The 23,590-nt window shown below is 69.7% G+C and carries 20 protein-coding genes; 8 read left to right on the forward strand and 12 right to left on the reverse strand.

The features are described 5' to 3' along the window. The first annotated feature begins 16 nt into the window (after positions 1-16). Positions 17-1,705, forward strand: a complete 1,689-nt coding sequence (locus tag ACWF9G_RS25870; protein WP_452518450.1) for a nitroreductase family deazaflavin-dependent oxidoreductase — start codon at positions 17-19, stop codon at positions 1,703-1,705. On the opposite strand, the gene ACWF9G_RS25875 is transcribed toward ACWF9G_RS25870, so the two are convergent. Together ACWF9G_RS25875 and ACWF9G_RS25880 are read right to left on the reverse strand one after the other, a co-directional pair. Beyond that, complete coding sequence (locus ACWF9G_RS25875; protein ID WP_452518452.1) at positions 1,695-3,026, reverse strand: MFS transporter; 1,332 nt, start codon at positions 3,024-3,026, stop codon at positions 1,695-1,697. The genes ACWF9G_RS25870 and ACWF9G_RS25875 overlap by 11 nt on opposite strands. 108 nt (positions 3,027-3,134) lie before the next feature. Further along, entirely contained in the window at positions 3,135-3,980 is an 846-nt protein-coding gene (locus ACWF9G_RS25880; RefSeq protein ID WP_452518454.1) for an NAD(P)H-binding protein, read from the reverse strand. Positions 3,981-4,060: 80 nt separating this feature from the next. Here ACWF9G_RS25880 and ACWF9G_RS25885 point away from each other — a divergent pair, with 80 nt between their 5' ends. Beyond that, complete coding sequence (locus ACWF9G_RS25885; protein ID WP_452518456.1) at positions 4,061-5,011, forward strand: AraC family transcriptional regulator; 951 nt, start codon at positions 4,061-4,063, stop codon at positions 5,009-5,011. A gap of 11 nt (positions 5,012-5,022) precedes the next feature. Continuing rightward, positions 5,023-5,424 carry an acyl-CoA thioesterase gene (locus tag ACWF9G_RS25890; RefSeq protein ID WP_452503882.1) on the forward strand — a complete coding sequence of 134 codons (402 nt, stop codon included), beginning with the start codon at positions 5,023-5,025 and terminating at the stop codon, positions 5,422-5,424. A 10-nt stretch (positions 5,425-5,434) separates the two neighbouring features. Here ACWF9G_RS25890 and ACWF9G_RS25895 read toward each other — a convergent pair whose 3' ends face one another. From ACWF9G_RS25895 to pdhA, 4 genes are all read right to left on the reverse strand, one after another. Then, on the reverse strand, positions 5,435-6,238 hold the full coding sequence (locus tag ACWF9G_RS25895) for an SDR family oxidoreductase (protein WP_452518458.1): 804 nt from the start codon (positions 6,236-6,238) through the stop codon (positions 5,435-5,437). Positions 6,239-6,365: 127 nt separating this feature from the next. Next, complete coding sequence (locus tag ACWF9G_RS25900) at positions 6,366-7,700, reverse strand: dihydrolipoamide acetyltransferase family protein (protein ID WP_452518459.1); 1,335 nt, start codon at positions 7,698-7,700, stop codon at positions 6,366-6,368. Positions 7,701-7,714: 14 nt separating this feature from the next. Beyond that, the gene (locus ACWF9G_RS25905; protein WP_379308903.1) at positions 7,715-8,689 is read right to left on the reverse strand and encodes an alpha-ketoacid dehydrogenase subunit beta; all 975 of its coding nucleotides are present in this window, start codon (positions 8,687-8,689) and stop codon (positions 7,715-7,717) included. Beyond that, the gene (gene pdhA / locus ACWF9G_RS25910) at positions 8,686-9,768 is read right to left on the reverse strand and encodes a pyruvate dehydrogenase (acetyl-transferring) E1 component subunit alpha (protein ID WP_452518461.1); all 1,083 of its coding nucleotides are present in this window, start codon (positions 9,766-9,768) and stop codon (positions 8,686-8,688) included. Before pdhA ends, ACWF9G_RS25905 begins: the two co-directional genes overlap by 4 nt. Before the next feature lie 171 nt (positions 9,769-9,939). Here pdhA and ACWF9G_RS25915 point away from each other — a divergent pair, with 171 nt between their 5' ends. Together ACWF9G_RS25915 and ACWF9G_RS25920 are read left to right on the forward strand one after the other, a co-directional pair. Then, the gene (locus ACWF9G_RS25915; protein WP_379308905.1) at positions 9,940-10,434 is read left to right on the forward strand and encodes an Lrp/AsnC family transcriptional regulator; all 495 of its coding nucleotides are present in this window, start codon (positions 9,940-9,942) and stop codon (positions 10,432-10,434) included. A 128-nt stretch (positions 10,435-10,562) separates the two neighbouring features. Then, positions 10,563-11,084, forward strand: a complete 522-nt coding sequence (locus ACWF9G_RS25920; RefSeq protein ID WP_452518462.1) for a hypothetical protein — start codon at positions 10,563-10,565, stop codon at positions 11,082-11,084. 26 nt (positions 11,085-11,110) lie between these two features. On the opposite strand, the gene ACWF9G_RS25925 is transcribed toward ACWF9G_RS25920, so the two are convergent. Continuing rightward, a complete protein-coding gene (locus tag ACWF9G_RS25925) occupies positions 11,111-12,316 on the reverse strand; it encodes a benzoate/H(+) symporter BenE family transporter (RefSeq protein WP_452518464.1) in 1,206 nt (401 codons plus the stop codon). Positions 12,317-12,792: 476 nt separating this feature from the next. Between ACWF9G_RS25925 and ACWF9G_RS25930 the strand changes: the two genes are divergently transcribed. Further along, complete coding sequence (locus tag ACWF9G_RS25930) at positions 12,793-13,611, forward strand: sulfurtransferase (RefSeq protein ID WP_452518466.1); 819 nt, start codon at positions 12,793-12,795, stop codon at positions 13,609-13,611. Positions 13,612-13,845: 234 nt separating this feature from the next. Here the strand turns inward: ACWF9G_RS25930 and ACWF9G_RS25935 are convergent, their stop codons facing one another. Beyond that, positions 13,846-14,532, reverse strand: a complete 687-nt coding sequence (locus ACWF9G_RS25935) for an HNH endonuclease family protein (RefSeq protein WP_452518468.1) — start codon at positions 14,530-14,532, stop codon at positions 13,846-13,848. 45 nt (positions 14,533-14,577) lie between these two features. Then, a complete protein-coding gene (locus tag ACWF9G_RS25940) occupies positions 14,578-14,940 on the reverse strand; it encodes a hypothetical protein (RefSeq protein WP_189031061.1) in 363 nt (120 codons plus the stop codon). Positions 14,941-15,138: 198 nt separating this feature from the next. On the opposite strand from ACWF9G_RS25940, the gene ACWF9G_RS25945 reads away from it, so the two are divergent. Continuing rightward, positions 15,139-17,934, forward strand: a complete 2,796-nt coding sequence (locus tag ACWF9G_RS25945; protein ID WP_452518470.1) for a DEAD/DEAH box helicase — start codon at positions 15,139-15,141, stop codon at positions 17,932-17,934. Further along, entirely contained in the window at positions 17,934-18,683 is a 750-nt protein-coding gene (locus ACWF9G_RS25950) for an SWIM zinc finger family protein (RefSeq protein WP_379308911.1), read from the forward strand. Before ACWF9G_RS25945 ends, ACWF9G_RS25950 begins: the two co-directional genes overlap by 1 nt. Positions 18,684-18,685: 2 nt before the next feature. Here the strand turns inward: ACWF9G_RS25950 and ACWF9G_RS25955 are convergent, their stop codons facing one another. From ACWF9G_RS25955 to icmF, 3 genes are all read right to left on the reverse strand, one after another. Continuing rightward, the gene (locus ACWF9G_RS25955; RefSeq protein ID WP_452518472.1) at positions 18,686-19,093 is read right to left on the reverse strand and encodes a DUF3224 domain-containing protein; all 408 of its coding nucleotides are present in this window, start codon (positions 19,091-19,093) and stop codon (positions 18,686-18,688) included. A gap of 55 nt (positions 19,094-19,148) precedes the next feature. Next, on the reverse strand, positions 19,149-20,216 hold the full coding sequence (locus ACWF9G_RS25960; RefSeq protein WP_452518474.1) for an amidohydrolase family protein: 1,068 nt from the start codon (positions 20,214-20,216) through the stop codon (positions 19,149-19,151). A gap of 94 nt (positions 20,217-20,310) precedes the next feature. Continuing rightward, positions 20,311-23,532, reverse strand: a complete 3,222-nt coding sequence (gene icmF, locus ACWF9G_RS25965; protein WP_452518475.1) for a fused isobutyryl-CoA mutase/GTPase IcmF — start codon at positions 23,530-23,532, stop codon at positions 20,311-20,313. Between the last annotated feature and the right edge of the window lie 58 nt (positions 23,533-23,590).

Consider the following 23,590-nt stretch of genomic DNA (forward strand, 5'->3'; position numbering starts at 1 on the left):
GCGGAGGAGCCGACCGATGACAGCCCTGAGCGATCAGCTCGCCCTGCCCTGCGGCCAAGTGCTGCCCAACCGGCTGATGAAGGCCGCGTTGAGCGAGGGTCTCGGCACCGCTGCCGGCGCGCCGGACGAACGCCTGGAGCGGCTCTACAGCCGGTGGGGCACCGGCGGTTTCGGCCTGGTGGTCACCGGCAATGTGATGGTCGATCACGATCATCTCGGCGAGCCGGGCAATGTCGTCATCGCCGACGAACGCCACCTCGACGACCTGTCCCGCTGGGCACTGACCGCCAAGTCCGGCGGCGCCCGGCTCTGGATGCAGATCAATCACCCTGGCCGACAGGCGAATCCGCTCGCGACCCGGACCCAGCCGGTGGCGCCGTCGCCGATCGGTCTCGGCCTGCCCGGTATCCCGGCGCCGCGCGCGCTCACCGATGCCGAGATCGTCGACATCGTGGAACGCTTCGCCACCACCGCGCGGATCGCGGAGCGCGCGGGCTTCGACGGCGTGCAGATCCATGGCGCGCACGGCTATCTCGTCTCCCAGTTCCTCTCGCCACTGGCCAACCAGCGTGACGACCGCTGGGGCGGCGATCCGGACCGGCGGGCGCGTTTCGTGCTCGAGGTGGTCCGCGCGATCAGGGCCGAGGTGTCGGCGTCGTTCGCCGTAGCGATCAAGCTCAACTCCGCGGACTTCCAGCGTGGCGGCTTCACCGAGGACGAGTCGCGTGCGGTGGTGCGGCGGCTCGCCGCCGAGCGGCTCGATCTGATCGAGATCAGCGGTGGCAGTTACGAATCGCCCGCGATGATGGGCAGGCCGGTCGCCCGTTCGGCGAGCACCGTCGCGCGGGAGGCGTATTTCCTCGAGTACGCCCAGTCGGTGCGGGCGGCCGCCGGGTCGGTGCCGCTGGCGGTCACGGGCGGGTTCCGGTCTCGCGTGGCCATGGTCGACGCGGTCGAGTCGGGGGAGTGCGATGTGGTCGGCCTCGGCCGTCCCAGTGCCGTCGCCCCCGGCGCGGCCGGTGACATCTCGCACCGCCGAACCGAGCGGCTGCATTCGCCGAGCATCTCGCTCGGCCTGCCCGCGCGGGTGTCGACGCTGCCCAATGTCAAGAGCCTCGAGGGCGCGCTCGACCTGCAATGGCACACCGACCAGCTGCACCGCATCGGTGCGGGCGCCGACCCCGATCCCGCGCGCACGCCGTGGCTCACCGCGGCGGCCATGCTGAAGCACCACGGTGTCGACGCGTTCCGGAGCAGAAGGAGTTCCACCGTGAAGGATCCAACGCTGCGCAAGTTCGAGGTCGAACGCGCGGTCGGGCGCTATCTCGCCAATCCGGCGGTGCGCGCGCTGAGCCGGCTCGGCATCCGCACCTCGTTCGCGACCGAGCTGGAGACGACCGGCCGCAAATCCGGGCTGGCCAGGACGGTCCCGGTGTCGGTGGCCTTCGACGACACCGGCGCGTGGGTGATCAGCCAGCACGGGACCAGGTCGGGCTGGGCGGCCAATATCGGCGCCGAGCCGAAAGTCCGGGTGCGCCAAGGCAATCGGTGGCGGGCCGGAATTGCGGAGCTGCGCCCGGCCGACGATGTCGTCGCGCGGGCTCGCAGCTTCGCGCCCAATCCGGTGCTCGCCGGGCTGACGGCGGCGACCTTCCGCGCGTTGCAGAGCACCCCGGTCTCGGTCCGGATCACCTTCACCGACTGACGACCTTCGCCGCGGCCGCGCAGGCCAGGGTGAGCGCCAGCGGAACGGCCAGCGCCGCGGTGAGCGGGATGACGGCGGTCAGCCACCCGATCGCCGCGGGGCCGGCCAGTAGTCCCAGATAGCCGATGGTGAACACCCGGGACATGTCGGTTGCCGCGGTCGTGCCGCCGAGATTGCCTGCGGCGGTGAAGATCTGGGGAACACCACCGGCGAGACCGAGGCCGCACATAGCCCAGCCGACGAGGGTGAGCGGCAGCCATGGTGACGCGATGACCACGCCGAGCCCGGCGGCGGCGAGCAGACTGCCGAACCGCAAGATGGCGACCGGCCCGATCGCCCCGCTGACCCGGTCGGCGAGGAACCGGCCGAGCGTCATGGTGGCGGAGAAGGCGCCGAACGCGAGGGCGGCGTCGGATTCGGACGCGCCGAGATGCTCACGGACCTGCAGGGCACTCCAGTCGGCTGCCACACCCTCGGCGAGCAGCAGGACGAAGGCGATCATGCCGAGCGAGAGGACTTCGCGGGTGCGCTCGTGGTCGCCGCGCTGCGTCTTCGACAGTTCCTCGGTCACCAGTGGGGACGGCTCGGCGGCGTTGTCGCGGGAGGCTCGCGGACCCGTCAGTGGATCCCGGCCGGTCGTCGGTACGGAGTCAGCGTCGGTCGTGGGACGGCCCTGAGGCGCGCCTTCCGTCTCGAGCTCTGTCAGGCCCGCGTCGTAATGCTCGGGCCGCGAACCTGTTTCGGGGTGGTGGCGCCGGATCAGGTGGGGGACGAGCACGGCGGTGACGACGAGTCCGGCGATGCCGGCGCAGGTCAGGGTCAGCTGTGGCGACCAGCCCGCGCGCTGGGTAGCGGCGCCGACCAGTGCGCCGACGAAGCCGCCGCAGGAGAACATCGCGTGGAAGGCCGACATGATCGGGCGGTGGTAGGCGCGTTCGACGTGCACCGCCTGGGTGTTCATCGAGACGTCGAGCGCGCCGTTGCCGAGACCGAAACAGGCCAGTGCGATCGCCAGGGTGACCGGATTCGTCGCCAGTGCGGGGCCGACCACCGTCACCGAGATCGTGGTGGCGGCCAGGGCGACGAGCGTCCGGCTGCCGAACCGGTCGGCAGCCGGACCCGCGAGCCGCATTCCGATGAGCGCGGCCCCGGCCAGCAGCAGCACGAACATCCCGAGCAGCGAGGACGACACCCCGGCCCGATCGGTGATCGCCGGAATGTGCACCACCCACATGGCCAGCAGGAACCCGTTGAGCGTGAACGCGGCGAAGACCGCGGCCCTGGCCAATCGAAGTTCGCGGTCGATCGTCGCTGGGGTCACCAATTCGACGGTACCGGCACCGACCCCACTGCACGACGAACCGGGATCACCGCGCTCCGGTGACGGTCGGCTCGCGCGCGATGCCGCCATCGGAGCGTGGTGATCCGATCACGCCTGGGGTGTCCACACGCCGGTCGCCGCGACCTCCTTCACGTACTCGCTGAAGTCCCGCGGTGCGCGGCCGAGCGCGCGCTGCACACCATCGGCGGTCGCGACGTTGCGGCCGTCGAGGATGGTGCCGAACAGGTAGTCGAGCAGGCTGATCACATCGCCGGGCAGCTGGTATTCGGTCAGTGCCGCAACGAATTCCGGGCGCGAGACCGGGATGAAGGCGATCTCGCGGCCGGTGGCCGTTGCGATCTCGCCCACCGCCTCGGCGAAGGTCAGCGCCCGCGCACCGGTGATCTCGTAGATCTCGCCCGCGTGGCGCGGATCGGTGAGCGCGGCCGCGGCCACCTCGGCGATGTCGTCGGCGTGCGCGAACGGTTCGGGCACATCACCGTTGGGCAGGGCGACGGCGCCGGCCAGCACGTCGCCGAGGAAGGCGCCCTCGCTGAAGTTCTGGGCGAAGAAGCTGCACCGCACGACGGTCCAAGCCAGGCCCGAATCCTCCACGATCAGTTCGCATTCGCGCGCCTCGGGCTCGCCGCGACCCGACACCAGCACCACCGATCGCACGCCGGCCGCCCGTGCGGCCGCGGTGAACGCGCGGATGACGTCCGGTGCGCCGGGGACAGCGAGATCCGGCTGGTAGGAGAGGTAGATCGAGTCGACGCCTGCCAGCGCGGGGCCCCAGGTCTCCCGATCGGTCCAGTCGAACGGGATGGGGGCGGTGCGCGAGCCGAGCCGGACCGGGTGGCCCGCCGCCTCGAGGAGGCCCGCGACGCGGCTTCCGGTCTTGCCGGTGCCGCCGGTGACGAGGGAAAGCTGCTGGTGAGAAGCGGTGTTTGTCATGAGATAAGTACATCGGTTCGCGGCCTCGCGCGACATCGTCGTGCCGCTCGCGAACATGCGCGGTCGTCTACGGTGGATGTGTGGATGCGTTAGCCGGATTGCTCGAAGGTCCGCGTGCCCGTGGTGCGTTCCTGATGTGCTCGCTGCTGAACCCGCCGTGGTCGCTGCGGATCCAGGACGAGGCGCCGCTGACGGTGCTCGCGATGATCCGTGGAAAGGCCTGGGTCAGTACCGATTCCGCGCCGCCGCGGCAGCTCGGTGCGGGCGATGTCGCGGTATTCCGTGGCCCGCAGCCGTATACGGTGGCCGACGATCCGGCGACCGAACCGCAGATCGTCATCCATCCCGGTGAGGTGACCACCACGCCCGACGGCGAGATCCTGTGCGAGACACTGAGTCTCGGCGTTCGGCAGTGGGGGACCGATCCCGACGGCGAGACGCTGATGGTCACCGGCACCTACGAATCGGCGGGGGCGGTGAGCCGGCGGCTGTTGCGGGCGCTGCCGCAGGTCGCGGTCCTGCCGCGCGGTGACCTCGACACCCGTCTGCTCGACCTGCTCGTCGACGAGGCGACCAAGGACCTGCCCGCGCAGACCGTGGTGCTCGACCGCCTGCTCGACCTGCTGCTCATCGCCGCCCTGCGCGCCTGGTTCGCCCGCGACGACGCCCCCGCCTGGTACCACGCCTACAGCGATCCGCTGGTCGGCAAGGCCCTGCGCCTGCTCCAGCACAATCCGGCCCATCCCTGGACGGTGGTCGCGCTGGCCGAGGCGGTCGGCATGTCCAGGGCCGCGCTGGCCCGCCGGTTCACCGAGCTGGTCGGCGAACCCCCGATGACGTTCCTGACCGAATGGCGGCTGTCCATGGCCGCCGACCTGCTCGCCGAATCCGATGCCACGGTCGAGACCATCGCCCGCCAGGTCGGTTACGGCAGCGCCTTCGCCCTCAGCACCGCGTTCAAACGGCACTTCGGGGTGAGTCCACGCGACCACCGGCAGGGGAGTGTCGCTGCGCTATCGTCAGCCGGGTGAGCTATCCCGTCATGTGGCCGATGCCGACCCGGTGGGCCGACAACGACCAGTACGGCCACGTGAACAACGTGACCTACTACTCCTACTTCGACACCGCGGTGAACGCCTGGCTGATGCGGGCCACCGGCATGGACATCACCGCGCTGCCCGCGCTCGGCGTCGTCGCCCAGACCTCGTGCCGCTTCCAGGGTTCGGTCAGCTTCCCCGACCAGCTCCAGGTCGGGCTGCGCATCGCCCGCCTCGGGAACTCGAGCATCACCTACGACCTGGCGATCTTCAAGGAGACCGAGGCGGGTCTCGAACTCGCCGCGACCGGCGATTTCGTGCACGTCTACGTCGATGCCGAGACCCGCAAGCCGGTGGCGATCCCCGAGGTGGTCCGGACGGCCGCCGCCGAACTCGTCACCGGCTAGCGGTCTGCTCTCACCCGCGCAGCATCGCCTGGAACCGGCGCATCCCGGCAATCCACCGGTCGTAGTCGGCGCCCTTGTTCCGGTACATCTGCAACACCTCCGGGTGCGGCAGGATCAAGAAGTGTTCGGCGGCCATCGCCTCGACCACGGTGTCGGCGACCTCCTCGGGCGAGAGCACCGCGCCCGCGGTCGTGACCGCCTTGATCGCGAGCGCCGCCGCCTCAGGCGAGCCGGGAATCAGATCGCCGCTGAGCAATCTCGTGTCCACACCCATCGGGCACAGGCAGCTCACCCGAACGCCCTTGTCGCCGTAGGTGACCGCGAGCCATTCGGCGAAACCGACGGCCGCGTGCTTGGTCACCGAATAGGGCGCCGAACCGATTTGAGTGAGCAGCCCTGCCGCCGACGCGGTGGACACGAAGTAGCCGCCGCCGCGCTCCACCCAGCCGGGGACGAGCAGTTTCGCGGCGCGAACGTGCGCCATCACGTTCACATCGAAGGCGGCTGCCCACTGGTCCTCGGTGCTGTCCAGCCCGGGCCCGCCACCGATCCCCGCGTTCGCGAAGTACAGATCGACCGGCCCGAACGCACTCTCGGCGGCCTCGATCAGCGCGGCGACCACCTGCTCGTCACCGACATCACCCCCGACCGCGACCGCGCTGTCGCCCAGCTCACCGGCGACCTTCGCGGCGGTGTCCGTATCGAGATCGGCGACCACCACCCGCGCTCCACCAGCGACGAGACGGTGGGCGAGCGCGGCGCCGATACCCGCCCCGGCACCGGTGACGATGGCGACTTTTCCTGCTATCTCCATGGCCGCACCCTAACGGCGACCAAGTCGCGTCGCACCCGATCGCCAGGCGCGCAGCCGCCCGGTGTGCCGACGCCGCGCCGGCGTGCCGATGCTCGCCACCCGTGCGGTGAGGGATCGGCGAGAGCGCTCAGACGCGGCTGAGCAGCGTCAACGGATCCTCCAGGAAGCCCGCGGTGGTCGCGAGGAAGCGCGCGCCGAGCTCGCCGTCGATCATCCGGTGATCGAAGCTGAGCCCTAGCGTTGTCACCCAGCGCACGGCCAGCTCGTCGCGAAATACCCACGGCCGCTTGCGGATCGAGCCGAGGCACAGGATCGCGGCCTCGCCCGGGTTCACCAGCGGTACCCCGGTGTCGACGCCGAACACCCCGACATTGGTGATGGTGAACGTGCCGCCGCGCAGATCGGCGGTGGTGGCATTGCCCGAGCGGGCCAACTCGGCCGCATAGGCGATCTCCCGGCACAGCTCGCGCAGGTTCAGCGACTGCGCGTCCTTGAGGTTGGGGACCAGCAGCCCGCGATCCGAGGCGACCGCGATCCCCAGGTTCACGTAGTGCCTGGTGACGATCTCCTGGTTCGGTTCGTCCCAGGCGGTATTGATCCCCGGATACTCCGCGACTGCCGCCAGCGCGGCCTTGGCGACCAGGGCCAGCGGGGTGAGGGTGAGTCCCTCGAAGGATTTCGTCGTGCGCAGGTGGTCGAGCAGTTCCATCGAGGCCGTGCAGTCGACCGTGACGAACGTGCTGGCCTGCGGGATCGTGCGGGCGCTGGCCAGCATCGCGGCGGCGGTGCGCTTGCGGATGCCGGTGATCGGCGTGCGTTCCTCGCGGGCGGTCGGCTCGATCAGGCCGCCGTCGGCATCGCCGGAATGCCCGTTCGCCCGTGCGGGCGCCGCGTCACCGAGCCGGGCCGGTGTGCGCGGCGCCGTCACCGGAACGGCCGAGCGCACGTCCTCGACGGTGACCGCGCCCTCGGGGCCCGAGCCGGCGACGAACCACAGATCGATGCCGAGTTCCTTCGCCAGCTTGCGCGCCGCAGGCGTCGCCGCCGCCCGGTGGGTGCTCGGCGTGTTCGCCGCCATCGCGGCGGCCGGGACGGACTTACCTCTGCGCGAAGTGGATTCGGCTTCCGGGCCGTAGCCGACCAGCACGTCGTTGCGGGCGACGGATTCCGCGGTCGGCGGTGCGGTGACCTCGAGATCGTTGCGCACTCGGATCAGCGGCGCGCCGACCGGCACGGTGTCACCCGGCTGGGCCAGCAGTTCGACGACAACGCCGGAGAACGGCGACGGCAGCGCGACGACCGCCTTCGCGGTCTCCACCTCCGCGATGGTCTGGTTCAGTTCCACCGTGTCGCCGACCGCGACGGCCCACGACACCAGGTCGCCGTCGGCGAGGCCCTCGCCCAGGTCGGGGAGGCGGAATTCGAGAACATGACCGTCGTCGTCGGCGGCTTGTTCCGGCACGGTGGCACCTTTCGTCACGCGGCTAGACAGCGGTCGACCGCCGCCAGAATGCGGTCGGGGTCGGGAATGTGGTGCTTTTCGAGCTTAGCCGGGGGGTAGGGGATGTCGTAGCCACCGACGCGCAGCACCGGCGCCTCGAGGTGATAGAAGCAGCGTTCGGTGACGCGGGCCGCGATCTCGGCGCCGAGCCCGGCGAAGACCGGCGCCTCGTGCACGATGATCAGCCTGCCGGTCTTGTCGACCGATTCCGCGATCGTGTCGACATCGATCGGCGAGAGACTGCGCAGATCGATCACCTCCAGCGAATGCCCTTCCTCGGCCGCGATCTTCGCCGCCGTCAGCGCGGTGGCGACGGTGCCGCCGTAGGCGACCACGGTGGCGTCGGCGCCGCGGGTGCACACCCTGGCGTGGTGCAGCGGCAGATCCGGTTCGCCTTCGAAATCTACGTCGGCTTTGTCCCAATAGCGACGTTTCGGTTCGAAGAAGACCACCGGATCGTCGAGGGAGATCGCCTGGCGGATCATCGAATACGCGTCGGCCGGGGTGCTCGGGGAGACGACACGCAGTCCGGCGGTGTGCGCGAAATACACCTCGGGCGATTCCGAATGGTGCTCGACCGCGCCGATGCCGCCGCCGAACGGGATGCGAATCGTCAACGGCGCCTTCACCTTGCCACCGGACCGGTAGTGGATCTTGGCGACCTGGGAGACGATCTGATCGAAGGCGGGATAGACGAAGCCGTCGAACTGGATCTCCACCACCGGCCGGTAGCCGCGCAAGGCCATGCCGAAAGCCGTTCCGACGATGCCGGATTCGGCGAGCGGGGTGTCGATGACGCGGTTGTCGCCGAAGTCCTTCTGCAGCGTGTCGGTCACCCGGAACACGCCGCCGAGCCTGCCGATGTCCTCACCGAGCAGCACGACTTTGGCGTCGTCTTCCATCGCCCTGCGCAGGCCGGTGTTGAGGGCGGCGGCGAAGGTGGTGATCATGACTGCGCTCCTTCGGCGAGGTAGGCCGAGAACTGGTGCGCCTCTTCGGTGATCAGTGGGTGCTCGGTCGCGTAGACGTTGTCGAACATGCGCACCGGGTCGGGGTCGGGCATCTCCATCGTCGCGGTGCGCACGCGGCGGGCGATGTCGTCGGCGGTGTCGGCGACGCGGCGGGCGAACTCGGGGTCGAGGTGGCCTTCGCGGTCGAGCAGCAGCCGGATGCGCTCGATCGGGTCGCGGTGTTCCCAGTACTCGGTGTCGGCGGCGGTGCGGTATCTGCTTGGGTCGTCGGCGGTGGTGTGCGGGCCCATCCGGTAGGTCATCGCCTCGATGAACGTCGGGCCGCCGCCGGTGCGTGCCCGTTCCACCGCCTGGCGGGTGACGGCCAGGACGGCGAGCACATCGTTGCCGTCGACCTGCACGCCCGGGATGCCGTAGCCGTCGGCCCTGCGTACCAGCGGCACATGACTCTGCACCGTGACCGGTTCGCTGATCGCCCACTGGTTGTTCTGGCAGAAGAACACCACCGGCGCGCTCCACGCGGCCGCGAAACCGAGCGCCTCGGCGATGTCGCCCTCGCTGGTCGCGCCGTCGCCGAAGTAGGTGATGGTGGCGATATCGGCGCCGTCGAGGTGGGCGGCGTAGGCGTAGCCGGTGGCGTGCAGGCCCTGGGAGCCGACCACGATGTTGGCGTTGGTCATGTTCACCGCCGCCGGGTCCCAGCAGTGGTGGGCGACGCCGCGCCACAGGGTGGTCAGCTGCTCGGGCGGTACGCCGCGGCAGTAGGCCACCGCGGTCTCGCGGTAGGAGCAGAAGACGTAGTCGTCGGGGTGCAGGGCATGCGCCGAGCCGACCTGGGCGGCTTCCTGGCCGAGCAGCGGCGGCCACAAGCCGAGCTGGCCCTGACGTTGCAGCGCGGTCGCCTCGACATCGATCCGGCGGGTCACGACCAGGTCCTGATAGAGCTGCCGCAACCGTTCGGCATCGATGTCGGCCACCAGCGCCGCGTGCTCGCGATCGAACACGCGCTTGCCGTCCGGCTGCACCAACTGGACCGGGTAGGTCTGTTTCTCCGACATCGAGATCGCCTCCTCGGCACCGCGCCTTGTGGGCCCGATGCAGGTACGACAAACGCTGAGTGCGATGTGTATCACTCAGCATCCACGATAACGCCGACTGCGCAAGCGATCGACATGGGAATGAGCAGAGTGCATGGTCTGGACCGCTCGAACACTGTCATACTGCGTTGTATGACAAGTCGCGAACCCGACGCCGTGACTCTGGACGCCACCGACGCGCGGCTCCTGCGCGAGTTGATCGCCAACCCGCGGGCCACCGGCGTTGAACTGGCCGCCCGGCTCGGCTTGTCACGCAACACCGTGCAGGCGCGGCTGGCCCGCTGGGACAGCGGTGGAGTGCTCGGCAGCTTCGAGCGCAGGGTGGAACCGCGCGCACTCGGCTATCCGCTGGCAGCCTTCGTCGCGGTGGTCGTGGATCAGCATCAACTCGATGCCGTCGTCGACGAGTTGGCAGGCGTCCCCGAGGTCACCGAGGTCTGCGGCATGACCGGTTCCACCGACCTGACGGTCCGCATCGTCGCCCGCGACGCCGACGACCTCTACCGCATCGCAGGCCAGATCCTCAAGATCCCCGGCGTCGAACGCACCAACATGGCCCTGGTCATGCGCGAACTCGTCGGCCCGCGCACCGGCCCGCTGCTGGACCGGCTCGCGGGCCCGAGCTGAGTCGCGACAGGGGTGTCGACCATCGAGCAGTCGTCGGCAGACCGGTTGGCGTTCTTGTCGGGGGACCGCGATACTGTTGTCCGAGAGTCGGTTCGGTAGGTCCGGGCCTGAAGACGGGGTGGGAATTTATGTCGAAGCGCAGTGTTTTCGTCGTGTCCGTGGCCGCGCTGGCGGTGACGGTTGCCGGTTGCGCGAGTTCGGATCTGTCGAGCGGTTCGGCGGGCACGTCGAAGAGTTCGGCCTTGGCCGCGCCGGTGGTGCCGTCGATGCCTGCTCTGCCGCTGCTGGATCGGCGTGCGGGCAACGGTGAGATCGTCCAGCAGGCCGGCTTGAACGGCGCCGGGACCTTGCAAATCGACAACGGCAACAGCGACGACGTCGCCGTGGTGGTGGCGAACGGCAATCCCGCATCGCCACAGGCGACCATCTACGTGCGGGGTAACTCGAAGGCCACCCTCAGCGGCATCGCCGGAACCTATTACGTCTATCTGAAGACCGGTGCCGACTGGGACCAGGCCACGCTCAGCTTCACCCGCGACCGCCAGTTCCAGAAGTTCGACGACTCCTTCGACGCGGGCTCCGACTGGGAGATCACCCTGCAGCCCTCGATCGGCGGAAACGCCAGCACGAGCGACGTTCCCGCGTTCTGATCCAGCCCACCTGACGGTTCGGGCACTCAGGTGCCGTTGGGCAGGAAGCGGCGGACGATCAGGCCTGCGATCAGGGCCCAGAAGGCGCCGCCGATGCCGAACAGGGTGGTGCCGGAGGCGGCGACGAGGAAGGTGACCAGGCCTGCCATGCGGTGGTCGGGGTCGCTGAGGGCGCCGGTGAGGGCTGCGGCGAGGGTGGCCAGGAGGGCTAGGCCCGCGACGGTTTCGAGGGTGCCGGCGGGGGCCGCCGCGATGAGGGTGACCAGGGCGGCCGAGGCGAGGCCGAGGATCAGATAGGCGGCGCCCGCGGTGGCGGCGGCGATCCAGCGGCGTTTGGGGTCGGGGCTCGCGCTGGGGGCGGCGGAGAGGGCCGCGCTGATCGCGGCGAGATTGATCGCGTGGCCCCCCGCGGTGGCGCCTGCGATGGTGCCGATTCCGGTGACGAGCATGGACGCGCGCCACGGCACCTGGAAGTCGAACGAGCGCATCACCGCGACGCCGGGGATGTTCTGTGAGGCCATGGTGACGATGTAGAGCGGCACCGCGATGCCGACGATCGCCTGCCAATGCCAGTGCGGCGCAGTCCATTCCACGGTCGGGACCATGGCGGGCAGATCCAGGTGCCGGTCGCGGACCGCGATGTCGATCCCGGTGCCGATCGCCGCCGTGGCGAAGGCGACCAGTACCGCCCACTTCGGCGCGTACCGTTGCAGCACCAGCCAGACCACGATGACCGGCACCACCACGGCGGGCGAGGTGGTCAGCGCCCGCACCGGCGCCAGGCACAGCGGGACGAGCACACCGGCCAGCATCGCCTGCGCGATCGGCACCGGGATCGCCGCGACCAGCGAGCCGAGCCGCTGCCACAGTCCGGTGATCACGATCAGCACCCCCGTCACCGCGAATGCCGCGACCGCGCCCGGCCAGCCGCCCGCGACCAGCCCGGTGCTCGCCAGCAGCGCCGCACCCGGTGTCGACCAGGCCAGCGTGATCGGAATCCGGTACCGGAAATTGAGCAACAGGATGCCGATGCCCTGGGTGAAACACAGGATCATCAGCCCGGATGCCGCCTGGGCCGGGCTCGCACCCACCGCCCGCAAGCCGCTCAGCACCACCGCGAACGAACTGGTGAACCCGACCAGCGCCGTAATCGCGCCCGCTCCGAGCGGCTGGGCAATGCCCGCCGGCTGCTCGGCGACAACATCGGGCGGGGTGGTGGTGACCTGCGACATTGTGCCGATATTGCCCGCAGGTCGGGCCGGTGTCGCCTGCCAGTACCGCGAAAGTGGACTGATCTGCGTCCGCTGCGATCGGTCCAGTTTGCCGCGCGCGCCAACTCGGAGCAGGGCCGGTTCGGGTCAGCGCCTGTTTCGAAGCGTGGGCCGACCGAGGCGCTGGTGCGTCGCACGCCGGGGAGGCCGCGGGCTAGGTCGTCGAAGCGGTGGTGCCGAGGTAGGGGTCGCGCACGGGCCGGGTCGCTGTCGACGAACGTTCACTATCGCGCTGATCGGTCGAAATCGGGACCATCGCAGGGTGGCGTGAATGCTCAGCGAATCCCCGCAGTCCGCCGGTGTGGGCCACTCGCGGGTGGCGAGCGAGCGCGCCGTGGTCGAGGGGTGCGTTCGGTTCGGTACCGGTGGGCCGGTCCTACTGCGTAGGGTGGCGACATCGGGGGCTTCGGCAGGTGCGACGGTGGTGAGGAGCGGGCGTGAGTGCGGTATTGATCTCCCAGGAGGAACTCCGGGAAGAACTGGCGGACAAGAAGATCCATCTGCTCGATGTGCGGTGGGCGCTGGGTGATCCGGATGGCCCGCAGCACTATCTGGACGGGCACATTCCGGGCGCGGTGTTCGTCGATCTGGAGACCGAGCTGGCCGCCGCGCCCGCGCCCGCGCGGGGCAGGCATCCGCTGCCCGATGCCGGCACCTTCGAGAAGTGCGCGCGCAGCTGGGGCCTCGGCACAGGCGAGCCGGTCGTCGTCTACGACGCGACCAGCGGTATGGCCGCGGCGCGAGCCTGGTGGCTGTTGCGCTGGGCAGGCGTCGATGATGTCCGGATCCTCGACGGTGGGCTGCCCGCGTGGATCGCGGCGGGCGGCGAGCTCGCCACCGGCGCCGAAGCGGACCCGGTATCCGGCGACTTGATGATCCGCCCCGGCTCGCTGCCGGTGATCGACGCCGACGCGGCCGCGAACTGGTCGGGCGTGCTCCTCGACGCCAGAGCGGGTGAGCGGTATCGCGGTGAGGTCGAACCGGTCGATCCCCAAGCCGGCCACATCCCCGGCGCGACAAGCGCCCCGACCACCGAGAATCTGGACGCCACCGGACACTTCCGTACCCCCGAGGAACTGCGCGCGCGGTTCGCCGAATTCGGCACGGGCCCGGTGGCGGTGTATTGCGGCTCCGGCGTGACGGCCGCCCACCAGATCGCGGCCCTCGCTATCGCGGGTATCCCGGCCACGCTGTACCCGGGTTCATGGTCGCAGTGGTCGAACGATCCGAAGCGACCGGTCGCCACCGGCGCCTGACGAGGCGTCGCCTACCGGGAAATCCGGCATGCCGCGCGGTTGACGAGGCGTCGCCTACCGGGTCCGGCATGCCGCGCGGTTGACGAGGCGTCGCCTGCACAGAAATCCGGCATGCCGCGCTGAACGGTGTCGCTGCGATCGGTGGCCACTGGCGGCTAGCCGGGCGTCGCCTGCCGCAGCGGACGGGTACCGCCCGGGTTGGGTGCGCCGAGCGCTTGCCGAACTGGTGGTCGATCACGGACACCCGCGCGCGACCTGGTGGAGTGCGGCGTTGTCGGCGGCGGTGATCGGCAGGTCGTAGTCGAGGGCGACGGTGAGGTATTTGGCCGCGTAGAAGCAGTGGTTCGGGCGGGCGGGCGGTAGCCAGTCGCCGGGGGTGTCGTCGCCTTTGGACTGGTTGGTGGACGCGCCCGTGGCGAGCAGGTTCACCGACAGGTCGTTGGCGAAGCGCAGCCTGCGGTCGGGTGGCCAGTGGGCGGCGCCCATGTCCCAGGCCGCGGCCAGCGGGTAGACGTGGTCGATCTGGATGCGGCCGCCGTCGGACTTGCGGAAGGTGAGGTCGGTGCCGGTATACGGGTCGGTGAGCACGCCCTCGACGACCACGCACCGGCCGCGCCGCACCACCTCCCGCAGCTGGGCGGCGAGCACGTTGTTGCGGGTGTCGCAGCCGTCATGGCCGCCCGGCGCGTCGGTGTCGTCGGACCAGGCGGTGCCGAACACACACGCCTGGCCCGACTTGCAGCCGCGTTCATAGCCGCCGGGGCGTGGCCGGGCGGCGATCACCCGCACCCGGTCGAGCAGCGCGCTCACCTCGGCGTGCGTCGGACTGCCGGGCGCGGGCAGCACCGGATCGTCCGGTGTGAGCACAGCGCAACCGGAGACCGCGAGCACCGTGCCGAGCAGCCAAGCCCATTTCCGCATACCCGCAGGTTGTAGCCGGTGGTACCGACAGATATGCCGACCGGGCTACAACCAGGCGCGGGCCAGGATGTCGTCGGCGGCCACTTCACTGGCATGGGGTGGGAACCGCGTCGCCGCGATCGAGGAGATGTGCGTGCCGTCGTGGCCGACCAGCCACGAACCGCCACGGTCCTCGCACTCGGCGATCTTGGCGAAGACGGTGAGCAGGAAAGTGATCGAATCGCGCGGATCGACGGTGTGCGCCAGCCGCTGGGATTCGCCGGGTCTGGACAGGTCGAGCCACACGCCGGACTGGCCGTCCAGACGCATGCCAACGATCTTTCCGGTATCGATGAACGTGAATTTGCGCCGTTCCCACGGGGTTGTCGGGGTATAGCTCTGCTCGAGAACCTGGAGCAGAATCGTCATCACTGCCCTCCGCACGCATACAAGGGGTTCATCGGCCGAGCCGGAGCGAGCCCGGTTCGCCTGGGTCGGTATGTAGTTGTCGCCGGTGGGTGGTCCGGCCCGTGACCAGGGGATACCCCAGTATGTTCCGGGATCGGCGAGAAATCCAGGGGAGGCGGGCCGCGCCGGGTGTCGGTGCCGCCTGCTTGGATGGTCCCCATGCTGCACGGTCTGTGGTCCCCCGGGGCAGGCCTGCTGCTGTGGCACGACGGGGAACCGGTCGCCGTCGGTTCGGTGCTCGGCGACATCCTGGAACGGGCCAGGTTCCGGCACCGCGCCCAGGTGCTCGTCGTCGATGCCGCAGGGCACGCCGACACCGCCGAGGTACGCGCGCACGCGCTCGCGCCGCCCACGGCGGCCGTTGTGCTGCGCAGCAGATTGCCCCGCGAGAACATCTCCGGTGATCTGCGCTTCCTCGGGCACGTCGCTCGCGGCGTGGAACGGTGGGTGCGGGCGGGCCGGGTGGTGCCGCAGGTCGAGCGGGCCGACGGTCAGTGGTGGGTGCGCTGGCGGCTGGTCGGCGGCCAGCGACAGCGGGCGTGGCTGGCCGAGCTGGCCGCCGCGATGCCGGCGGCGCTGCGGGTCGCCGGGTCGCCCGCCGCCGTGCTCGACGACCTGGTCGCCGAGCTCACCGACCCGATCGCCCGCGAATACCTCGCGCACCGCACGATGACGCACCCGATCCTGCAGGCCCTCGTCGGTGACACCGCGCTCGACGTCGGCTCCTACCGGCTGGCCGAGACCCTGGGGCAGTGGCGGGCAGGCTACGCCGCCGACGAACCCGAACTCGTCCTGCGCCTGTGCGAACCCGACGGCGAATTCGGCACCGCCGACGACTCGGTGGCGCTGTGGCGGTTGCAGGTCTGTCTGCGCCCCGTCGACGACGCGCCGAAACCCATTGCGCTCGACGATGATCCGGTCCTTGTTCGCACCGCTGCAGAAAAGCTCGGCCATGCGCGCAAGGCCTACCCGCGCCTGCGTGATCTGCCCACCGACCCGCGCGGTCTCGACCTGCTGCTGCCCACCGAGGTCGTCGCCGACCTGGTCGCCCACGGTGCGCACGCGCTGCGGGAGGCGGGAATCCGGCTGCTGCTGCCGCGCGCCTGGAATATCGCCGAACCGAGCATGCGGCTGCGGGTGAGCAGCCCGGCCGCCGCCGAATCCACCGTCGGACTGAGTGGATTGCTGTCCTACCGCTGGGAATTGGCGCTCGGTGACCTCGTGCTCACCAAGCCCGAGATGGAACGGCTGATCCGCAGCAAGTCGGACCTGGTGCAGCTGCGCGGCGAATGGGTGCAGGCCGACCACCGGGTGCTGGCCGCGGCCGCCCGCTATGTCGCGATGCACGCCGACGACACCCCGATCACCCTGGCCGACATGATCGGTGAACTCGCCGCCGAACGCGTCGACAATGTGCCGGTCACCGAGGTCACCGCCGATGGCTGGGCGGCCGAATTGTTCGCCAGGGAGGGCGAACCCGAGCCTGTTCCGGTGCCGATCGGCCTGAAGGCCGAGCTCCGCCCCTACCAGGAGCGTGGGCTGAGCTGGCTGGCCACGATGAGCAGGCTGAACTGCGGCGCGATCCTCGCTGATGACATGGGCCTGGGCAAAACGGTGCAGGTGCTGGCGCTGCTGGCGCACGAACGGGAGTCGGCGGCTCAGGTCGGCCCGACATTGCTGGTGTGCCCGATGTCGGTGGTCGGCAACTGGCAGCGCGAAGCGCAACGGTTCACCCCGGATCTGCGGGTGCTGGTCCACCACGGGCCAGGACGGCTGACCGGTGCGGAATTCGCTGCGGCGGTGGCGGATTCGGATCTCGTTGTCACCACCTATTCGCTGCTGGCCCGCGACGCGACGCTGCTCAGCGAGCAGCAGTGGGAGCGGATCGTGCTGGACGAGGCCCAGCACATCAAGAACGCCGCCACCCGGCAGTCGCGGGCCGCGCGCGCACTGCCCGCACGACATCGGCTGGCGCTCACCGGAACTCCGGTGGAGAACCGCCTGGAGGAACTACGGGCGCTGTTCGACTTCGCGATGCCGAAACTGCTCGGCAGCCCGCAATCCTTCCGGGCGAAGTTCGCGGTGCCGATCGAACGCGAACGTGACCAGCAGGCCGTCGACCGGCTGCGGCTGATCACCGATCCGTTCGTGCTGCGCAGGCTCAAGACCGATCCGGCGGTCATCAGCGACCTGCCGGAGAAGCTGGAGATGACGGTGCGGGCCAACCTCACCGTCGAACAGGCCGCCCTCTATCAAGCCGTGGTCGACGACATGCTCGCGAAACTGAAGGACGCGAAAGGCATGGCGCGCAAGGGCGCCGTGCTCGGCGCGCTGACCCGGCTCAAGCAGGTCTGCAACCATCCCGCGCACTTCCTCGGCGACGGCTCGCCGATCCTGCGGCGCGGCAGTCACCGCTCCGGCAAGCTGGCCCTGGTCGAGGATGTGCTCGACGCGGTGATCGCCGACGGCGAGAAAGCCCTGCTGTTCACCCAGTTCCGCGAATTCGGCGACCTGGTGCTGCCGTACCTCACCGAGCGCTTCGGCACCCCGATCCCGTTCCTGCACGGCGGCGTCACCAAGCAGCGCCGCGACGACATGGTGACCGGATTCCAAAGCGAGAACGGCCCGCCGCTGATGCTGCTCTCGCTCAAGGCGGGCGGCACCGGCCTCAACCTGACCGCCGCCAATCACGTGATCCACCTGGACCGCTGGTGGAATCCGGCGGTGGAGAACCAGGCCACCGACCGGGCGTTCCGGATCGGCCAGCAGCGCGCGGTGCAGGTCCGCAAGCTGGTCTGCGTCGACACCATCGAGGAGCGGATCGACGAGATGATCAGCGGCAAGAAGCAATTGGCCGAGCTGGCGGTCGGCGCGGGGGAGAACTGGATCACCGAACTGAGCACCGACGAGCTGCGCGAACTGTTCACCCTCGGCGCCGAGGCGGTGGGTGACTAGTGGCCGATTTCAGTCAGTTCGGTCCGCGCAGGCCGGTCACCGGCGGTGCCAAGGCCCGCGGCGGCTTCGGCCGGACCTGGTGGGGCAGGTCGCTGCTGGAGGCGGTGGAGAAGGTCGCCGACGCGGGCAGGCTCTCGCGCGGGCGCACCTACGCCAGGGTCGGCCAGGTGGTGAACTACCGGATCGAACGCGGCGCCGTCACCGCGGAGGTGCAGGGCAGCCAGCCCAGCCCGTTCACCTCGGTGCTGGCGATGCGTCCACTGCGTGACGAAGAGGTCGAGCTGCTGCTCGCCGAGATCAGGGAGGCGCCGGGCATGCTCGCCGAGATCGCCTCCGGCGCACTGCCACCCGCCCTCGGCCCGCACCTGCTGCCGACCACCGCCGCCGAACTCGACTTCTCGTGCAGCTGCCCGGACATGGGCTGGCCGTGCAAGCACGTCGCCGCGGTCTGCTACCTGCTCGCCGAACGACTCGACGAGCAACCGAGCGAGATCCTCACCCTGCGCGGCCTCGACCTCGACACCCTCATCGGCGGCGTCGAGAAGTCCACCCGCACCACCGAAGCCGGCGACCCCTACGGCGACGAGCTCACGCTCCCGGAACTACCCCGCGTCGAATTCCACGCCGTCATCGAGGATCTCGACCCGGTCCCGCTGCGCCGCGCCCTGCGCATGTCGGCCGAGGACGAGCAGACAGCGGCCATCGGCCTGCGCGAATTACGTTCGCTCTACCCCGAATTCGACAGCTGAGGTCAGGGGAGTTCGTACTCGAACCAGATATGGTGGCCGCCGGTGGCATCGACGTAGAGCGCGCCGGTGCCGGTGATGCCGGTGAGCTCGCCGGTGCCGCTGGCGGGCGCGATGTGGAAGAACTCGTCGGTGCGATCGGTGCCGCCGGTGGTGGCCGAGTGGACGAAGTTGAAGGCTCCGGTCTTCCCGTGCAGCGCGCCGTCGAACGACTCCATCGCGATGTAGGTGCCCGCACCGGTGGACATGTCGAACGCCGCGGTGAACAGCGTCGCCGAGGTACCCGTGATCTCCCCGGCGTAGACCTTCGTCATGAGGGTCACGCCGACCGGCAGCCCGGTGCTGATGGGTGGCTGCGGTTGCAGGTCGGTGGGGTCGAACGCGGTGACTTCGAATGTGCCGGTTGCCTTCATGGGGCGATGCTAAACCGGGCCACCGACACACATCGGGACGCTCGACCGCGGCGATTCACGATGCGGTATCCACCCGGTACACACGGGTGGCATTGCCGCCGAACACCTTCCGCAGCGTGTCCCGGTCGGCGCCCGCCTCGGTGAGCGCGGTGGCCACGGTCTCGACCGCGCCGGTGATGCTGGTGATCGGCTTGTCGACCGGGAAGTTCGAACCCCAGATCAACCGGTCGGGACCGAACACGGCCAGCGCGTGGGCGAGCAACGGCCGCACCCGCTCGACCAGCTCGGGCACCGGCGTCGGGGCGCCGCGCGGTGGCACCGGATGACCGAGCACCGGCATCATCAGCCCGCTCACCTTGGCCACCACGGCGGGCTGCGCGGCCAGATCGGTCAGGTCGTCGCGCCAGCGCTCGAACAGCGCCTGCCGCTGGGCGGGGGTGTGCCCGGTGTGCTTGCCGACCGGCCCGAAGATGCCCGCGGGTGTCCCCAGATGGTCGAGCACGATCGGCACCTCGGGGAAGCGCTCGGCCAGCGCCGTCACGTCGGGGAGCTGCACCGAGTACACCCAGGCGTCGAAGGACAGGCCGCGCTGGGCGAGCTCGGGGAAACCGTTCAGGAAGGCGGGGGTGGTGAGTGCGCTGTCGTTGGGCGCGAACGATTTCACGGCCGGATCGGGATGGTGGGCGACCATGGTCCTGATCCCGCGCAGCAGCGGCGAGGCCGACTGATGCGCGTCGAGGACGGCGCCGAAGTCGGCGGCGGCGGGATCGGCCGACGCGATGATCGCGGCGAGGGCAGGGGTGTCGACGCCGAACGGCAGGCTGGCCACCCAGCGGGTTTCGTCGGGCTTCCAGCCGGTCCATTCCACTTCGATGTGCGCGATCGCGTCCACCCGGGTGCTCCCGAGGTCGGCGCGGTAATCGGCGGGCAGATAGGGACCGAGGTAGGCGGACGGGTCGCCGACGAATTCGCGGTCGCCCCGCGGAGCCAGTTTCGCCGCGATATCGACCGGTAGCGGGAGATACCGCAGCAGGGCGGCGAGCTTGCTGAATTGGCGAGGTGTCGTGCGCGGATCCCACTGGTGGATGTGCGCATCGATGATGTCGAGGTCGGTCAGGTCCATGCTGTGCGTCCCATCGCCGCCGCTGCTTTGTGCTGGCGGCAATTGTCACACGCGGGCGCGGGGTGTGCCTGGATTCGCGCTCGCGGCGATCGCTTCAGACGGTCCGTCGATACTGTCCACCGACAGCGAAGAATGTGTCGGTGACCTGCTGTAAGCTGCACACCCGCGCCGCGTCCATCAGCACGTCGAAAATATTGCCGTCGGTATGGGCGACCTCGGCCAGCCGGGCCAGCGCGCGATGGGATTCCTCGGCGTTCTCGTCCTGGAATGCGCGCAACCGCTCCAGTTGGGAACGGCGTTCCGCTTCGGTGCCGCGAGCCAGTTCGAGCGGGCCGTGCGCGGCGCCGTCGTCGCGGCCGCGGAAGGTGTTCACACCGACGATCGGCAGCGATCCGTCGTGTTTGCGCTGCTCATAGCGCAGGGACTCGTCCTGGATGCGGCCGCGCTGATAGCCGGTCTCCATCGCGCCGAGCACGCCGCCGCGTTCGCTGATCCGCTCGAATTCGAGCAGTACCGCCTCCTCGACCAGGTCGGTGAGTTCGTCGATGATGAAACTGCCCTGCAGCGGATTCTCGTTCATCGCCAGGCCCCATTCCTTGGCGATGATGAGCTGGATCGCCAGCGCGCGCCGCACCGAATCCTCGGTCGGGGTGGTCACCGCCTCGTCGAAGGCATTGGTGTGCAGGCTGTTGCAATTGTCGTAGACGGCGATCAGCGCCTGCAACGTGGTGCGGATGTCGTTGAACTGCATTTCCTGGGCATGCAGCGAACGACCCGAGGTTTGCACGTGATACTTGAGCTTCTGCGCGCGTTCGCCGCCGCCATAGCAGTCGCGCATCGCGACCGCCCAGATGCGGCGGGCGACGCGGCCGATCACCGTGTATTCGGGGTCCATGCCGTTGGAGAAGAAGAACGACAGATTCGGCGCGAAGTCGTCGATCGCCAGGCCACGGGCCAGATAGGTTTCCACATAGGTGAATCCGTTGGCCAGGGTGAAGGCCAGTTGGCTGATCGGGTTCGCGCCCGCCTCGGCGATGTGATAGCCCGAGATCGAGACCGAATAGAAATTGCGCACGTCGTTGCGCACGAACCATTCCTGGATGTCGGCCATCATCCGCAGGCTGAATTCGGTGGAGAACAGGCAGGTGTTCTGGCCCTGGTCCTCCTTGAGGATGTCGGCCTGCACGGTGCCGCGCACGGTGGACAGGGTCGTTGCCCGCACCTCGGCCGTCTCCGCGGGACTCGGCTCGCGGCCCGCCGACTCGGTGAAGCGTCGCAGCGCTTGATCTATCGCGGCATTGAGGAAGAACGCGAGGATGGTTGGCGCGGGGCCGTTGATCGTCATCGACACCGACGTGGTCGGCGCGCACAGGTCGAAACCGTCGAACAGGGTGCGCATGTCGTCGATGGTGGCCACTGAGACACCCGAGGTGCCGACCTTGCCGTAGATGTCGGGACGTTCGGCCGGGTCGTGGCCGTAGAGGGTGACCGAGTCGAACGCGGTGGACAGGCGGGTCGCCTCGGCGTGCGCGCTGAGGACCTTGAACCGGCGATTGGTGCGCGCCGGATCGCCCTCGCCCGCGAACATCCTGGCCGGGTCCTCGTTGTCCCGCTTGAACGGGAAAACGCCTGCGGTGAACGGGAATCGGCCCGGCAGGTTCTCGGCGCGCAGGAAGCGCAGCAGCTCGCCGTCGTCGGTGTAGCGGGGCAGGGCGACGCGCGCGATGCTGGAACCGGACAGCGATTCGCGCCGCAGCGGGGTGCGGATTTCGCGGTCGCGCACCCGGACCACCTGCTCGTCACCACGATAGCTCTCGGCGACGGCGGGCCATGCGGCCAGCAGCGCGGACGACTCGGGGGAGAGCGCGGTGCGGGCGGTGGCCAGCAGTTCGGCGACCGCCGCGTCGTCGGGCAGTTCGTCGCTGACCAGGCTGAGTCGTCGAATGCGTTGCGCCGCCGCGCATTCCCGCGCGGTGTCGGCGTGGTAGGCGCGGACCGCCTCGGCGATCTCGGCCAGGTAGCGCACGCGCGCGGGCGGCACCAGCTGGGCGAACCGGGTGGAGACCTTGGTGTCGACGTGCGGCAGAGCGCCCGGCTCGACGGTGAGTCCGTGCTCGGTGAGCAGGCCGATGAGATGGTGGTAGAGGGCGGTGACGCCGTCGTCGTCGAAGGTGGCGGCGCTGGTGCCGAAGACCGGCATGTCCGCCGGTGCCGCGCCGAATTCGGCACGGTTGCGGATCAATTGGCGGGCGACGTCGCGGATCGCGTCCGCCGCGCCACGGCGCTCGTACTTGTTGACCGCGACCACGTCGGCGTAGTCGAGCATGTCGATCTTCTCGAGCTGGGAGGCGGCGCCGAACTCCGGCGTCATCACATACAGCGCCACGTCGACGTGATCGACGATGCCCGCGTCGCCCTGCCCGATGCCGGGCGTCTCCAGGATCACCAGGTCATGGCCCGCGGCCCGGCAGGCGGCGATCATGGTGTCGATGTCGTCGGGCAGTTCGTGATTGCCGCGGGTGGCCAGCGAACGGAAGTACACGTGCTCGCCGTCGAGCGCGTTCATCCGGATGCGGTCACCGAGCAGCGCGCCGCCGGCCCGGCGCCGGGTCGGGTCGATCGCGAGGACCGCGACGCGCAGCTTGTCCTGCTGGTCGGTGCGCAGCCTGCGCACCAATTCGTCGGTGAGCGAGGACTTTCCGGACCCACCGGTGCCGGTGATGCCGAGGACCGGCACCCGGCGCTTGTCCGCCGCCGCCAGTATCGCGGCCCGGTCGGCTTCGGGCAGTGCGCCCTGCTGCAAACAGGTGATGGTGCGCGCCAGGGCATTTCGATCGCCGGTGTAGAGCGCGTCGAGGTCGGGCAGTGTCTCGGCGGGGTCGACATCGCAGACCCGGATCAGTTCGTTGATCATGCCGGGCAGGCCGAGCCGCTGACCGTCCTCGGGGGAGAAGATCCGCACGCCGCCGCGCGCGAGCCGCTCGATCTCCTCGGCGACGATCACGCCGCCGCCACCGCCGAAGATCCGCACGTCACCCGCGCCGGCCTCGCGCAACGCCTGGGCGAGGTACTCGAAGAACTCGATGTGCCCGCCCTGATACGAGCTGACCGCGACGCCCTGTACATCCTCCTCGACGACCGCGTCGACGATCTCGCGGACCGACCGGTTGTGGCCGAGATGGATCACCTCGGCCCCCTGGGCCTGCAGGATCCGCCGCATGATGTTGATCGCCGCGTCGTGCCCGTCGAACAACGCCGCCGAGGTCACGAACCGCACGGGATGGACCGGTGCGTGCAGTGCGCTGGACTCGCTCATGACCGCCTCCGCAAGTGATGGGCGCCCGATACTAGGACGTCCAACTAATTCTAGTATG

The organism is Nocardia sp. NPDC055029 (assembly GCF_053608525.1).